The organism is Pseudomonas sp. ATCC 43928 (genome assembly GCF_005938665.2).
Taxonomy (GTDB): domain Bacteria; phylum Pseudomonadota; class Gammaproteobacteria; order Pseudomonadales; family Pseudomonadaceae; genus Aquipseudomonas.
This window is the reverse complement of sequence record NZ_CP041753.1, coordinates 2,706,838-2,722,183: the sequence shown is the minus strand read 5'-3', so window position 1 is coordinate 2,722,183 and position 15,346 is coordinate 2,706,838. Positions and strand designations below refer to the sequence as shown.

Annotated in this window: 12 protein-coding genes and 2 riboswitches; of the genes, 8 read left to right on the top strand and 4 right to left on the bottom strand. The window is 60.7% G+C overall.

The genetic code is table 11. The annotated features are described in order from the left end of the window. Position 1: 1 nt before the first annotated feature. Positions 2-1,069, bottom strand: a complete 1,068-nt coding sequence (gene cobW / locus FFH90_RS12620) for a cobalamin biosynthesis protein CobW (protein WP_026286539.1) — start codon at positions 1,067-1,069, stop codon at positions 2-4. Positions 1,070-1,170: 101 nt separating this feature from the next. Next, positions 1,171-1,384, bottom strand: a riboswitch (cobalamin riboswitch). Between the two features lie 256 nt (positions 1,385-1,640). After that, positions 1,641-1,869, top strand: a riboswitch (cobalamin riboswitch). Positions 1,870-1,990: 121 nt separating this feature from the next. Here cobW and FFH90_RS12610 point away from each other — a divergent pair. From FFH90_RS12610 to cobM, 4 genes are all read left to right on the top strand, one after another. After that, on the top strand, positions 1,991-2,194 hold the full coding sequence (locus tag FFH90_RS12610; RefSeq protein ID WP_018927647.1) for a CbtB domain-containing protein: 204 nt from the start codon (positions 1,991-1,993) through the stop codon (positions 2,192-2,194). Positions 2,195-2,205: 11 nt separating this feature from the next. Beyond that, the gene (locus FFH90_RS12605; RefSeq protein WP_111454625.1) at positions 2,206-2,910 is read left to right on the top strand and encodes a CbtA family protein; all 705 of its coding nucleotides are present in this window, start codon (positions 2,206-2,208) and stop codon (positions 2,908-2,910) included. Continuing rightward, entirely contained in the window at positions 2,907-3,320 is a 414-nt protein-coding gene (locus tag FFH90_RS12600) for a cobalamin biosynthesis protein (protein WP_064617086.1), read from the top strand. Before FFH90_RS12605 ends, FFH90_RS12600 begins: the two co-directional genes overlap by 4 nt. A gap of 82 nt (positions 3,321-3,402) precedes the next feature. Beyond that, entirely contained in the window at positions 3,403-4,149 is a 747-nt protein-coding gene (cobM, locus tag FFH90_RS12595; RefSeq protein WP_064617085.1) for a precorrin-4 C(11)-methyltransferase, read from the top strand. Positions 4,150-4,353: 204 nt separating this feature from the next. Here the strand turns inward: cobM and nfuA are convergent, their stop codons facing one another. Both nfuA and FFH90_RS12580 read right to left on the bottom strand, forming a co-directional pair. Further along, positions 4,354-4,938: a Fe-S biogenesis protein NfuA gene (nfuA, locus tag FFH90_RS12585; RefSeq protein WP_007946504.1), complete on the bottom strand. Its 585-nt coding sequence runs from the start codon at positions 4,936-4,938 to the stop codon at positions 4,354-4,356. Positions 4,939-5,022: 84 nt separating this feature from the next. Next, positions 5,023-7,308 carry a fatty acid cis/trans isomerase gene (locus FFH90_RS12580; RefSeq protein WP_138867270.1) on the bottom strand — a complete coding sequence of 762 codons (2,286 nt, stop codon included), beginning with the start codon at positions 7,306-7,308 and terminating at the stop codon, positions 5,023-5,025. 155 nt (positions 7,309-7,463) lie between these two features. On the opposite strand from FFH90_RS12580, the gene metH reads away from it, so the two are divergent. Beyond that, a complete protein-coding gene (metH, locus tag FFH90_RS12575; RefSeq protein ID WP_018927643.1) occupies positions 7,464-11,174 on the top strand; it encodes a methionine synthase in 3,711 nt (1,236 codons plus the stop codon). A gap of 185 nt (positions 11,175-11,359) precedes the next feature. Next, positions 11,360-11,590: a DUF2970 domain-containing protein gene (locus FFH90_RS12570; RefSeq protein WP_018927642.1), complete on the top strand. Its 231-nt coding sequence runs from the start codon at positions 11,360-11,362 to the stop codon at positions 11,588-11,590. 6 nt (positions 11,591-11,596) lie between these two features. Here the strand turns inward: FFH90_RS12570 and FFH90_RS12565 are convergent, their stop codons facing one another. Beyond that, entirely contained in the window at positions 11,597-12,682 is a 1,086-nt protein-coding gene (locus tag FFH90_RS12565; RefSeq protein ID WP_018927641.1) for an ABC transporter substrate-binding protein, read from the bottom strand. A gap of 522 nt (positions 12,683-13,204) precedes the next feature. Here FFH90_RS12565 and FFH90_RS12560 point away from each other — a divergent pair. Continuing rightward, positions 13,205-14,863, top strand: a complete 1,659-nt coding sequence (locus FFH90_RS12560; protein WP_138867269.1) for a nitrite/sulfite reductase — start codon at positions 13,205-13,207, stop codon at positions 14,861-14,863. After that, a complete protein-coding gene (locus tag FFH90_RS12555) occupies positions 14,847-15,341 on the top strand; it encodes a DUF934 domain-containing protein (RefSeq protein ID WP_018927639.1) in 495 nt (164 codons plus the stop codon). Before FFH90_RS12560 ends, FFH90_RS12555 begins: the two co-directional genes overlap by 17 nt. Positions 15,342-15,346 lie beyond the last annotated feature (5 nt).

Genomic DNA, 15,346 nt, shown 5'->3' with positions numbered 1-15,346 from the left:
GTTAAACGCTGAGCGCAGCGCGCAATTGCGCTTCGAGTTGAACGGCGTCCAGCGCCTGACCGATCAACACCAGACGGGTGGTGCGCGCTTCCTCGGCGCCCCACTGACGGTCGAAGTGCTTGTCGAAACGCGTGCCCACGCCCTGAATCAGCAGGCGCATCGGCTTGTTCGGCACCGCCGCGAAACCCTTGACCCGCAGAATACCGTGCTGCACCACCAGTTGCGTCAGCGCGTCCATCAGCAGGCTTTCGTCGGCTTGTGGCAGCTCGATCGAGATGGAGTCGAACGCGTCATGGTCGTGATCGTGGTCGTCTTCACCTTCATGGTGATGATCGTGATGGCTGTGGCGGCTGTCGATGTGTTCTTCGGAACCGGCGCCGAGGCCGATCAGCACGTCCAGCGGCAAGCGACCGCTGCTGGCTTCGATGACTTTCACCGCCGGTGGCAGCTCTTCGGCGACTTCCAGGCGCACGCGGGCAAGGTCTGCGGCGCTGATCAGGTCGGCCTTGTTGAGAATCACCAGGTCGGCGCTGGCCAGTTGGTCGGCGAACAGTTCGTGCAGCGGCGATTCGTGGTCCAGGTTCGGGTCGAGTTTGCGCTGGGCGTCCACTTGATCCGGGAATGCAGCGAAAGTGCCGGCAGCGACGGCCGGGCTGTCGACCACGGTGATCACCGCGTCAACGGTGCAGGCGCTGCGGATTTCCGGCCACTGGAAGGCTTGAACCAAAGGCTTTGGCAGGGCCAGGCCCGAGGTTTCGATGAGGATGTGGTCGAGGTCGCCGCGGCGAGCAACCAACTCGCGCATCACCGGGAAGAATTCCTCCTGAACGGTGCAGCACAGGCAGCCGTTGGCCAACTCGTAGACGCGGCCGCTGGCCTCTTCTTCGGTGCAGCCGATTGAGCACTGCTTGAGGATCTCGCCGTCGATGCCCAGCTCGCCGAACTCGTTGACGATCACCGCGATGCGACGGCCCTGGGCGTTGTCGAGCATGTGCCGCAGCAAGGTGGTTTTGCCCGAACCGAGGAAGCCGGTAACGATGGTGACGGGGAGTTTGGCCAGTGTTTTCATCGGATGCCCTTTGGCAAGGTGGCGGGCATACGGGACGACAACCGGCAACGCGGGCACGCGTGCCTGAAGAGTTCGCCACCGGATCACCCCGCCCGGTTGAAAGTGAGAATCTGTGTCGAGGCAGGTCTCCTGGCTGACGGTGCGCCGGGCGTTGGCCCGGCATTCGCTGCGCCTTCCCGCGAACCCGTTGCACAGGGTTTGCAGTGGCGTGGCAGCGAACATCACCGTTCACAGTTGCGGGGGCAGCCGCGGCATCGACCGCGTTCCCTTCTTAGCTTCGACAGACGCCGAAGAACCTCGAAAGCGCAAGGCTACGCATCGTGTGGGGGCGGGTCAATGTCTTGTCGGCGAATACGATCACCTGTGGCGAGGGGGCTTGCCTGTGGCGAGGGAGCTTGCTCCCGTTCGGCTGCGAAGCAGCCGTGAAACCATGCACTGCAAATCTTACAGACAGACCGCATGAATCCGATGCGACCGCTACGCGCTCGAGCGGGAGCAAGCTCCCTCGCCACAGGTATTGGGTGTTAGTGAGACCCCCTGCCAATTGACTCCCCGCCCTCGCCCATGCTCTCCTACACGCCTTGTTACGGGTGCCCTTCACAGGGTGAAACGGGAAACCGGTGAATCATGTGCTTTACTCTAAAGCCATGTCAGTCCGGTGCTGCCCCCGCAACGGTAAGCGAGTGAAGCGTCAGATCCACTGTGCCGGTCATATGGCATGGGAAGGTGATGCTTGCAGGTCCAGGCGCAAGCCCAGCCCCTCGCGAGCCCGGAGACCGGCCCGCAACACAAAGTGACTTTTACGTTCACTGAATAACAAACCCGCGGTGGGCGGGCGCTGTTCGAAATCTCTGCGAGCCCTTGGCGTGCGGAGATTTTCATGCGCTCTATTCACCCGCTGACAGACCAGAGGGAAGCGCCATGACGATCATCAGCAGCACCGCCAGCAATACCGACAAGAGCATCGCCAGCACCACCACGACCCTGACTCAACGCCTGACCGCCGCCGTGTGTGCGTCGATCCTTGGCGCCAGCCTTGTGTATTTCGCCGGTTTCTCGCACATCGAAGCGGTGCACAACGCCGCGCACGATACCCGTCACAGCTCCGCCTTTCCGTGCCATTGAGACCTGCTGAGATGATCAAGCGTATTGCGCAAACCGCAGGTTTCACCGGGCTGCTGGCCGCCCTGCTATTGACCCTGCTGCAAAGCTTCTGGGTCTCCCCGCTGATTTTGCAGGCCGAGACCTACGAAAAATCCGAGCCGGCTGCTGTTGAAATCCACGAGCACGCCGCGGGCGCAGTCGCTCATACCCACGATGCCGAAGCCTGGGAACCGGAAGACGGCTGGCAGCGCGTGCTGTCCACTACCGGCGGCAACCTGGTGGTAGCCGTCGGTTTCGCCCTGATGCTCGCCGGTCTTTACACCCTGCGCGCACCGACCAAAACCTCTCAGGGCCTGCTCTGGGGCCTGGCCGGTTATGCGACGTTCGTACTGGCTCCGACTCTCGGCCTGCCGCCTGAGCTGCCGGGCACTGCCGCGGCTGATCTGGCGCAACGGCAAATCTGGTGGATCGGCACTGCCGCGTCCACGGCCGTCGGCATCGCGTTGATCGTGTTCAGCCGTCACTGGCTGATGAAAGTTCTCGGCGTGGCGATCCTGGCCGTGCCGCATGTGATTGGCGCACCACAACCGGAAGTCCATTCGATGCTGGCGCCGGAAGCCCTGGAAGCACAATTCAAAATCGCTTCGCAGTTGACCAACGTGGCGTTCTGGCTGGCCCTGGGCCTGATCAGCGCCTGGTTGTTCCGCCGCAAAAGCGATGGCCATTACAGCGCATGACTGAAAACGGCACAGTGCCGACCCTGGTGGTCGGCCTGGGCTGCCAGCGCGGCTGCCCCGTCAGCACGCTGCGGGCGCTGCTCGATCAGGCGTTACAGGCCCATCAAATCGAGCTTCGTGAGATCAAGGCCCTGGCCAGCATCGACCTCAAGCGCGATGAACCTGGCCTGATCGAACTGGCCGAACAACTGGCATTGCCGCTGATGTACTTCAGCAGCGAACAATTGGCGACCTATCAAGCACAACTGAGCCACCACTCGGACATCGCGTTTGAACGCACCGGTTGCTACGGCGTGGCGGAAAGCGCTGCGTTGGCCCTGGCCGAACAATTGGCCCAGGCACCGGCAAAGTTGCTGATTCCACGACAAAAATACGCCCAGGCCACCCTGGCATTGGCCAGCGCCGCGTAAAATCCCCGATAATCCTCGCCTTCGATCATGAGCATTCTTCATCTGAAGCATGCCCAGGCCCTATTTCTGACAGGAAACGACGATGACCGTCTACTTCATTGGCGCCGGCCCCGGCGACCCGGAACTGATCACCGTCAAAGGCCAGCGGCTGATTCGTAGCTGCCCGGTCATCATATATGCCGGCTCCCTGGTCCCCGCCGCCGTGCTGGAAGGCCACCGGGCCGAACAGGTGGTCAACAGCGCCGAACTGCATCTGGAACAGATCGTCGAGCTGATCAAGACCGCCCACGCCAACGGCCAGGACGTGGCCCGGGTGCATTCCGGCGACCCGAGTCTGTACGGCGCGATCGGCGAGCAGATTCGCTACTTGCGTGAACTCGACATCCCTTTCGAAATCATTCCCGGCGTCACCGCCACCGCCGCCTGCGCGGCCCTTTTGGGGGCCGAACTGACCCTGCCGGACGTGTCACAGAGCGTGATTCTGACCCGTTACGCCGACAAGACCGCCATGCCCGCTGGCGAAGAACTGGGCAGCCTGGCGCAACACGGGGCGACCATGGCGATCCATCTGGGGGTCAATCATCTAGAGAAGATCCTTGCCCAATTGCTGCCGCACTACGGCGCCGACTGCCCGATCGCGGTGATTCACCGGGCGACCTGGCCGGATCAGGATTGGGTGGTGGGAACGCTTGCGGACATTGCGCAGAAGGTACAAGCCAAGGGTTTTCGCCGAACGGCGCTGATTCTGGTGGGTCGAGTGCTGGGCAGCGATCACTTCAGTGAATCGTCGCTGTATCGCGCGGGGCATGCTCACCTCTACAGACCCTGAAGCACTTGTGGCGAGGGAGCTTGCTCCCGCTGGACCGCGCAGCGGTCCCAAAATCAGCCAACGCATTCATCACGGGAAAATGCATCGGCTGGATTGCGACTGCTTCGCAGTCGAGCGGGAGCAAGCTCCCTCGCCACAGGTTATCGATCATCCATAAAAAAACGGTGCTCACGGGCACCGTTTTTTTATGTCGCAGCGAACACCTTAGTAGTAGGCGTTTTCTTTCTGCGTGTGGTCAGTCACGTCACGTACACCCTTGAGCTCGGGAATACGCTCGAGCAAGGTGCGCTCGATGCCTTCCTTCAGGGTGACGTCTGCCTGGCCGCAGCCCTGGCAACCGCCGCCGAACTTCAGCACGGCGATGCCGTCTTCGACCACATCGATCAGGCTGACCTGACCGCCGTGGCTGGCCAGCCCCGGGTTGATCTCGGTTTGCAGGTAGTAGTTGATGCGCTCGTTGACCGGGCTGTCGGCGTTGACCATCGGTACTTTGGCGTTTGGCGCCTTGATGGTCAGTTGGCCGCCCATGCGGTCGGTGGCGTAGTCGACTACCGCATCGTCCAGAAACGCTTCGCTGAACGAGTCGATATAGGCGGTGAAGCTTTTGAGCCCCAGCGCGGTATCTTCAGGTTTTTCTTCGCCCGGCTTGCAGTAGGCAATGCAGGTTTCGGCGTACTGGGTGCCAGGCTGGGTGATAAAGACGCGGATGCCGATACCCGGGGTGTTCTGCTTGGAGAGCAGATCGGCCAGGTAATCATGGGCGGCGTCGGTAATGGTAATAGCGGTCATGGAAACTCCTCGCAGGCTTGGACGCAGTTTACGCCAATCGACGCGCCGCACAAAGTCCTAGTATTTTTGTCGGGAAAGCGGTCATCACAGATTCTCGTAGCGATTCATGTCCAGCACGCCCTCTTCCACCGGGTCGGTGTCGTGGATGTACCGGCTCAGATCATGGAAATACTGCCAGAATTGCGGATGACTGCGACGAATGCCCCAGCGTTCGACGATTTTTTCGAAACTCGCGGCGTCTTTGGCATTTTCCATCTCGTCGACAAACGCCGGCACCTGCCCGGCCGGAATGTTGAACATGAAGTTCGGGTAGCTGCTCAGAACACCCGGATAGATCGTCAACGTGTCGAGCCCCGGCTGATAACGCAGCGACTCCCCGAGCAGGAACGCCACGTTGCTGTGGGCGCGGTTACGCAGCAGGCTGTAGACCTCACGCTTGCCGCTTGAGGTCTCGATGCGCAACATCGTGGCCTCCGGCAACTGATCGATGACTTTCAAACCGGCGGCCGGGCGCGACGTCAGGCGGCTCAAGGCTTGCTCGGCGTTCTGCAACGCCGGATCAATGTTCGGCCGCGAGCAGTAAGCGCCGTCGCAGCGGTTGATCGGATCGGGCCTGGCATTAAGTTCGCCGTAACGGGACAGCAGCTGCAAGGCGAAATCGCGTTTCGGGTCGTTTTCGTCCAGCGTCAGCGCCGTCGGCTTGTCGTTGTCGATGTCCTCGTAATCCAGCCACATCTTGAACTTGCCGCTGTTCTGGTACCAATCGTCGAGATAGCCGTCCCGTGAGCTGGCCGGCATCAGGCGCAGGAAGTTCTGCTCGGCGCCGTTGCGGATCAGGTCGAAGTACAGCCGGGTCTGGGCCTGATGGGACACGTTACCGAACACATCGAAGTTGACCGCCAACTGGTAATACGTGCGTTCCAGCAACGGGTAATCGAACAGCCACATCGTCTGCGGCACATCGCCGATCAGGCCCTTGGTCACCGAGGCGCTGTCGAAATGCCGGAAGATACTCAGCAACGCATTGTCATTACCGGCCCACAGGGTCGACCAGCTCGGCGCTGGCAAGTCGGCATAGCTGTCCCGGCGCAGGGCCTCATATTCGTTGCGTTTGTTGCGGTAGTCGTGCCACAGGCTCAGGACACTGCCGACGTCATCGTTCTGCCCCGGCATCGCCAGCAACGGCGTAGCCTTGCCGCGATATTTCGGGTCGGTGATGTAAAGGTCATGTTCCGGGGCCTGGAACAGTGCCCAGAAGTTGTCGCGAATCACGTCGGTGGCGATCTGGCCCCGGCAGACCGGGCCGCGAATAAAGGTACGCACGAAGTATTCGGCGTTATCGAGCATGAACTGGTAACGCGCCTGGGCCGGGATCGCTTCGAACGTGGCAAACGGATTGGCCCGCCGCTCCGGCCCGTAGCCCGGTAACGCGTTGACCTGCCAGTTACCGTTGTAAAACAGGCTCTTGATCCGCGCCATCTTCGCCGCGCTCAGCGGGTAGGTGATGTGGGTCTTGTGCACGATCACGCCTTGCACCGGCCACAGACGGTAATAGACCTGAGTGCCCGGATCATCATTCGGACGGCGGGTGTTGATCAGGTCGATGGGCTGCCCCGTCGGCGTGCGCGAACGTACCCACTGAAAGAAATGCCCCGGTTCGCCGTCCTTGAAATAGATATGGGCCAAGAACCAGTGCTCGAACAGCCAGCGCCCGACCAGGCTCTCCCGGGCGCCCGGCGCATTGAGCAGGTTTTCCCACTGCACCACTTCCAAGGCTTCCCTGGCGCTGGGCACCAGGCCCTGCTGATCGATCGGCGCGCCGGAGGCCAGCCAGCGCTGCAGCGTCTGGTATTGCTGATCGGTCAGACCGGTGACCGCTAGCGGCATGCCCTCTTTCGGATGAGAGTTGGCGTAATCGCTGAACTCTGCCGGCATGGCGCACTGGTTTTCCCGGTTCAGGCCCAGGACGATGTCTTCCGGCAGTTTGGCGTTGGGTTGCAACGGGGTTTTGTGCCCCAGCTCAAGCATCCGCGCCATCAGCGCCGCCTGACTGCCTTGGGCGTCGAGCACCGAATAGAAGCCCTTTTGCTGCCAGGCACGCTTGCCGAAGGCGTCATAAAACAACCGGGTCGGCGCGGCGGCCTTGCTACGTTCGCCGTCATAGACCGGCGCCTTCGTCGCACCTCGGGACGCCCCTTCGCCACTGCCCAGGTTGAGCTGACAGGCGGAGTCGTAGCAGGCATGGCAGGCCACGCACTTTTCGGTGAAGATCGGTTGAATGTCGCGAACGTAGGAAATGTCCGGACCTTGCGCAGCGGCGCCCCCGCTTAAAAACAGCATCAATAGGCTGGTGACGACGCGATACGACATATCCCTGGTCCTGATCATGAGAAAACGCCGCGATTCTACCGGTCCGACCCGCGCACCAACATGAACGATATTCATGCAAAACCGGCATATGCTCCAAAAGCACACAGGTTTGTTATTATCCCGGCCCTTCGTCATGGCCTTACCGAGTAGTCCAAATGTCCGATCGCAGCGTTCGCCTTCAAGCTCTCAAGCACGCCCTCAAAGAGCGCATCCTGATTCTCGACGGCGGCATGGGGACAATGATCCAGAGCTACAAGCTCGAGGAACAGGATTACCGTGGCAAACGCTTCGCCGACTGGCCGAGCGATGTCAAAGGTAACAACGACCTGTTGGTGCTGACCCGCCCGGATGTGATTGGCTCTATTGAAAAAGCCTACCTGGATGCCGGCGCCGACATTCTGGAAACCAACACCTTCAACGCCACTCAGGTGTCCCAAGCCGACTACGGCATGCAAGGCCTGGCGTACGAACTCAACGTAGAAGGCGCACGCCTGGCGCGCAAGGTGGCGGACGCCAAGACCCTGGAAACCCCGGACAAGCCGCGTTTCGTCGCCGGCGTGCTCGGTCCTACAAGTCGTACCTGCTCGCTGTCGCCCGACGTGAACAACCCCGGCTACCGCAACGTGACCTTCGATGAACTGGTGGAGAACTACACCGAGGCCACCAAAGGCCTGATCGAAGGCGGCGCCGACCTGATCCTGATCGAAACCATTTTCGACACCCTCAACGCCAAAGCGGCGATCTTCGCCGTGCAAGGGGTTTACGAAGAGCTGGGCGTCGAGCTGCCGATCATGATTTCCGGCACCATCACCGATGCCTCTGGCCGCACCCTCTCCGGCCAGACCACCGAAGCGTTCTGGAACTCCGTGGCCCACGCCAAGCCGATTTCCGTCGGCCTGAACTGCGCCCTCGGCGCCCGTGAATTGCGTCCGTACCTTGAAGAGCTGTCGAACAAGGCCAGCACCCACGTGTCGGCGCACCCGAACGCCGGCCTGCCGAACGAGTTCGGCGAGTACGACGAACTGCCGGCCCAAACCGCCAAGGTCATCGAAGAGTTCGCCCAAAGTGGCTTCCTCAACATCGTCGGCGGCTGCTGCGGCACCACACCGGGCCACATCGAAGCCATCGCCAAAGCGGTCGCCGGTTACGCCCCGCGTGAAATTCCGGACATCCCCAAGGCCTGCCGCTTGTCGGGCCTGGAACCGTTCACCATCGATCGCAGCTCGTTGTTCGTCAACGTCGGCGAACGGACCAACATCACCGGTTCCGCCAAGTTCGCCCGCCTGATCCGTGAAGACAACTACACCGAGGCCCTGGAAGTCGCCCTGCAGCAGGTCGAAGCCGGCGCCCAAGTGATCGACATCAACATGGATGAAGGGATGCTCGATTCGAAGAAGGCCATGGTGACCTTCCTCAATCTGATTGCCGGCGAACCGGACATCTCCCGCGTCCCGATCATGATCGACTCCTCCAAGTGGGAAGTGATCGAAGCCGGCCTCAAGTGCATTCAGGGCAAGGGCATCGTCAACTCCATCAGCATGAAGGAAGGTGTCGAGCAGTTCATTCATCACGCCAAACTGTGCAAACGCTACGGCGCCGCGGTGGTGGTGATGGCCTTCGATGAAGCCGGCCAGGCCGACACCGAAGCGCGCAAGAAAGAAATCTGCAAACGCTCCTACGACATTCTGGTCAACGAAGTCGGCTTCCCGCCGGAAGACATCATCTTCGACCCGAACATCTTCGCCGTGGCCACCGGTATCGAAGAACACAACAACTACGCTGTGGACTTCATCAACGCCTGTGCCTACATCCGTGACGAACTGCCCTACGCCCTGAGCTCCGGCGGCGTGTCCAACGTGTCGTTCTCGTTCCGTGGCAACAATCCGGTGCGCGAGGCGATTCACTCGGTGTTCCTGCTGTATGCAATCCGCAACGGCCTGACCATGGGCATCGTCAACGCCGGCCAACTGGAGATCTACGACCAGATCCCGGTGGAGTTGCGCGACGCCGTTGAAGACGTGATCCTCAACCGTACTCCGGAAGGCACCGACGCCCTCCTCGCCATCGCCGACAAGTACAAGGGCGACGGCAGCGTCAAGGAAGCCGAGACCGAAGAGTGGCGCAACTGGGACGTCAACAAGCGTCTGGAGCATGCGCTGGTCAAGGGCATCACCACGCACATTGTTGAAGATACTGAAGAATCGCGGTTGTCGTTCGCGCGCCCGATCGAAGTCATCGAAGGCCCGTTGATGGCCGGCATGAACATCGTCGGCGACCTGTTCGGCGCCGGCAAAATGTTCCTGCCGCAAGTGGTGAAGTCCGCCCGCGTGATGAAGCAGGCCGTGGCCCACCTGATCCCGTTCATCGAACTGGAAAAAGGCGACAAGCCGGAAGCCAAGGGCAAGATCCTCATGGCCACGGTCAAGGGCGACGTGCACGACATCGGCAAGAACATTGTCGGCGTGGTGCTGGGCTGTAATGGCTACGACATCGTTGACCTCGGCGTGATGGTGCCGGCGGAGAAGATCCTGCAGGTCGCCAAAGACGAGAAATGCGACATCATCGGTCTGTCCGGCCTGATCACGCCTTCGCTGGACGAAATGGTTCACGTGGCCCGCGAAATGCAGCGTCAGGACTTCTATCTGCCGCTGATGATCGGTGGCGCGACCACTTCCAAAGCGCACACGGCGGTGAAGATCGAGCCCAAGTACAGCAACGACGCGGTGATCTACGTCACCGACGCCTCCCGCGCCGTGGGCGTGGCGACGCAGTTGCTGTCCAAGGAATTGAAGGCCGGCTTCGTCGAGAAGACCCGCCTGGAATACATCGACGTTCGCGAGCGCACCGCCAACCGCAGCGCCCGCACCGAGCGCCTGAGCTACCCGGCGGCCATTGCCAAGAAACCGCAGTTCGACTGGGCCAACTATGAGCCGGTCAAACCGACGTTCACCGGCGCCAAGGTGCTGGACAACATCGACCTGAAGGTTTTGGCCGAATACATCGACTGGACACCGTTCTTCATCTCCTGGGACCTGGCCGGCAAGTTCCCGCGCATCCTGCAGGATGAAGTGGTCGGTGAAGCCGCTACCGCGCTGTACGCCGATGCCCAGGAAATGCTTGCCAAGTTGATCGACGAGAAACTGATCAGCGCCCGTGCCGTGTTCGGTTTCTGGCCGGCCAACCAGGTGCGCGACGATGACATCGAAGTCTATGGCGACGACGGCAAGCCATTGGCCAAGCTGCATCACTTGCGCCAGCAGATCATCAAGACCGACGGAAAGCCGAACTTCTCCCTGGCCGACTTCGTCGCGCCGAAGGACAGCGGCGTGACCGACTACGTGGGTGGTTTCATCACCACCGCCGGGATTGGCGCCGAAGAAGTGGCCAAGGCCTATCAGGAAGCGGGCGACGACTACAACTCGATCATGGTCAAGGCGTTGGCCGACCGTCTGGCCGAGGCGTGCGCCGAGTGGCTGCACCAGCAAGTGCGTAAAGACTACTGGGGCTACGCCAAGGACGAGACGCTGGACAACGAGGCGCTGATCAAAGAGCAATACACCGGCATCCGCCCTGCTCCGGGCTACCCGGCGTGCCCGGATCACACCGAGAAAGCCACGCTGTTCAAGCTGCTGGACCCGGAAGCGGAAGAGCTCAAGGCCGGCCGCAGCGGCGTATTCCTCACCGAGCACTACGCGATGTTCCCGGCGGCGGCGGTCAGCGGCTGGTACTTCGCTCACCCACAGGCGCAGTATTTCGCCGTGGGCAAGATCGACAAGGATCAGGTGCAGAGCTACACCTCGCGCAAAGGCCAGGAGTTGAGCGTGACCGAGCGCTGGCTGGCGCCTAACCTGGGTTACGACAACTAACCCCTTCCCCTGTGGGAGCGAGCCTTTGTGGCGAGGGAGCTTGCTCCCGTTGGACTGCGTAGCAGTCCCATTTTTTGGGGCCGCTTCGCGACCCAACGGGAGCAAGCTCCCTCGCCACAACGGCTCCCACAGAGTTCGAGTCTGTTGTCTATGCTTGCCTCATACACATTCGTGACGGGGGATTTATGGACGATCCAGTCGACAACAATAACCACAACAAACCGCCGACCTTCTGGCAGATGCTGCACAGCGTCATGGCAGCGGCGTTCGGGGTGCAAAGCGGGAAAAACCGGGCCCGGGACTTCACCCATGGCAAGCCCAGTCATTTTGTGATTCTGGGGATTCTGTTCACGGTGGTGTTCGCCCTGACGCTGTTCGGCATCGTCAAACTGGTGTTGCACCTGGCCGGGATCTGAGCCGGCTCAATGCATCAAGGTTTGCAGGTTGAACGGGTAGCGGTACGACGTCGGCCGCCCCTTGGCCGAGAGCTTTTGAAAATCCACGTCGTAATCCTGAGTGGTACTCAAGCCCAGCAGTCGCCGGGCTTGCGCGTGGTCGATCAACTGCAATAAGGGGATCTGTCGGTCGCGCCCGCCGTACTGGCTGACATCCACCCCCTGATCGTAGTCATGCAACTGCACAAGAGCCCAGCCGCCCAGAGTGAAGTGCCCGCCCAACAACACGCTTAGCCGCCCTTCCAACAGCGCCTGCAACGCGGCCGGTGAATTGTTGATGGCACTGAACAGCACACCCTTGCCCGGCTGGCCTCCCGTTTCGGCGTATGCCTGCATGGCACCGAACGCCATTTCATCGTTGGCCGACCAGACCAGCGATGTTTGCGGGTAACGCTTGAACAATAACCTGGCCTGTTCATAGGCGCGCTCGCGGGTCCAGCCGCCGTACACCAACTGGCGCAACCGCACTTCGGGGTGTTCGGCCAATGCCCGCATCATGCCCTGCTCACGCTCTTGCGCGGCCGGCGTGATTTTCAGGCCGGAAAAGGCCACCAGTTCAATGACCTCACCGGGTGCTACCGGGCCATGCAGGCGAATCAGTTCCTTGAGCATCAGGTAGCCGCCCTCCTCATTGTTGGGCACCAGGCTACCCAACCAGTCGGGATACTTGTCCGGCTGGGCGCCGAGCAGACGCATCTGGTCGGCGGTCAGGCCGTTGTTGACCAAAAACAGCTTCACACCGCTGCCTTGAGCCAGGCGCAGGATTTCGGGGGCGACATACAGTTCGTTGGAGAACACCAGATAGTCCGGCCGACTCGGCCCTTGCAGCGCTTCGCGGGCCTGTTTGAGTGTGGTCTCGGCGTTTCGCTCGGCATACTGGATTTGCAAATCCATGCCCAGGTTCTTGGCCGCGGTCTGCATGAACTGCGAGTAACTGACCCAGAACGTCTCTTGGCTGGTCCCGGGATTGAGAAACAATACGGACGCCGCCTGGGCACACGGCCCCAGGACCGCGCCAAGCGCCAGCACTACACCATAGAAGAACTTCAACATTGATCGTCCGAGCCCCCGAAAATCCGCCGCGCATTATAGCCAGCGAAGTCCCTGGAAACGGCGCATATTCCGGCTTTTTGTCCGACAATCGTCGGCGCCGGGCCCGGACGGGGTTGTTTATTGATGGCTGACCCAGAATACCGCCGTACCCACGACCAGGATGATCAGGAACAGAATCGCCCAGGCATCGACCGTGCTATCGCTTTTCCTTGCTTTGGTTGGGTTGCTCATTGCATCGCCTCTTGTCGGTTTTATCGGTGATTGCATAAAGACTCGAGCACAGTTAAGACGATGATTGCCCGCACGACAAATGAGGGTTTTATCACAACGACTTTCATTAGTCGTTTTGGTTCTTTGCATATACTCAAACATCACTTTTGCGCATAACTGCAAACTGGTATCTTGCGTCGGCTCCGTTGGGAGTGCGCGGCCGTGCGCGCAGAATTGCCGAGGCAGAATCGGATGAAAGCTTGCGAAAACGCAGCTGTATCCGACCGGCCCAAGCCTGAGAACAGGACTTATATGTACGTATACGACGAGTACGATCAGCGGATCATCGAGGACCGCGTCAAGCAGTTCCGTGATCAGACCCGACGCTATCTGGCAGGCGAGCTGAGCGAAGAAGAATTCCGCCCCCTGCGCCTGCAAAATGGCCTTTATATCCAGCGCTTTGCCCCGATGCTGCGGGTGGCGGTGCCTTACGGCCAACTCACTTCGCGCCAGACGCGAATGATGGCCAAGATTGCCCGCGACTATGACAAGGGCTACGCCCACATCAGTACCCGGCAGAACGTGCAGTTCAACTGGCCGGCCGTGGAAGACATCCCGGACATCCTGGCTGAGCTGGCGACCGTGCAGATGCACGCGATCCAGACCAGCGGCAACTGCCTGCGCAACGTCACCACCGACCAGTTCGCCGGTGTCGCCGCCGACGAGTTGATCGACCCGCGGCCATGGTGCGAAATCGTCCGTCAGTGGACCACGTTCCACCCGGAATTCGCTTACCTGCCGCGTAAATTCAAAATTGCCATCAACGGTTCGACGTCCGACCGTGCGGCCATCGAAGTCCATGACATCGGCCTCGAGCCGGTGCACAACGCCGCGGGCGAACTGGGCTTCCGTGTGCTGGTCGGTGGCGGCCTGGGCCGTACTCCGGTGGTGGGCGCGTTCATCAACGAATTCCTGCCGTGGCAGGACCTGTTGAGCTACCTCGACGCCATTCTGCGGGTCTACAACCGCTACGGCCGTCGCGACAACAAGTACAAGGCGCGGATCAAGATTCTGGTCAAGGCCCTGACGCCTGAAGTGTTCGCGCAGAAAGTCGATGCGGAAATGGAACACCTTCGCGGTGGCCAGACCACGCTGACCGAGGCCGAAGTGCATCGCGTGGCCAAGCACTTTGTCGATCCGGACTACAAGGCTCTGGAAAACCAGACGGCCGAACTGGCCGACCTCGACAAGCAACACCCGGGTTTCGCCCGCTGGCGTGCCCGCAACACCCTGGCCCACAAAAAGCCGGGTTACGTCGCCGTGACGCTGTCCCTGAAACCGACCGGCGTTGCACCGGGCGACATCACCGACAAGCAGCTCGATGCCGTTGCCGACCTCGCCGACCGTTACAGCTTCGGTCAGCTGCGCACCTCCCACGAGCAGAACATCATTCTGGCCGATGTCGAGCAGAGCCAGTTGTTCGCCATGTGGGGCGAGTTGCGCGAGCAAGGTTTCGCCACGCCGAACATCGGCTTGCTGACCGACATCATCTGCTGCCCTGGCGGCGACTTCTGTTCCCTGGCCAACGCCAAGTCGATCCCGATCGCCGAATCGATCCAGCGCCGTTTCGACGACCTGGACTACCTGTTCGACATTGGCGAGCTGGACCTGAACATCTCCGGCTGCATGAACGCCTGTGGTCACCACCACGTCGGCCACATCGGTATTCTCGGAGTGGACAAGAAAGGCGAAGAGTTCTATCAGGTGTCCCTGGGTGGCAGCGCCAGCCGCGATGCGAGCCTGGGCAAGATCCTCGGCCCGTCCTTCGCCCAGGAAGCCATGCCTGATGTGATCGAGAAGCTGATCAACGTGTACATCGAACAACGTACCGAAGACGAGCGCTTCATCGACACTTATCAGCGTATCGGCATCGACCTCTTCAAGGAGCGCGTCTATGCAGCGAATAATTAAGAACAACGAAGTCGTCGACGAAACCTGGCACTTGCTGCCGAAAGATTTCAACATCGATGAAATCAGCAACTGCGACGACCTGATCGTCCCGTTGCACATGTGGCGCGAACACAGCCGCATGCTCATGGCCCGCGATGGCGGCCTGGGTGTATGGCTGGATGCCGATGAAGAAGCTGAGGAAATCGGTGATGACGTGGCGAACTTCCAGGTCATCGCCCTGAACTTCCCGGCCTTCACCGATGGTCGCAATTACTCCAACGCCCGTCTGCTGCGTGACCGCTATGGTTTCAAAGGCGAATTGCGGGCAATTGGCGATGTGTTGCGCGACCAGCTGTTCTACATGCACCGCTGCGGTTTCGATGCGTTTGCCATTCGCGCCGATAAAGACCCCTACGAAGCCCTTGAAGGCCTCAAGGACTTCTCGGTGACCTATCAGGCCGCCACCGACGAACCGCTGCCGCTGTTCCGTCGCCGTTGATCGTC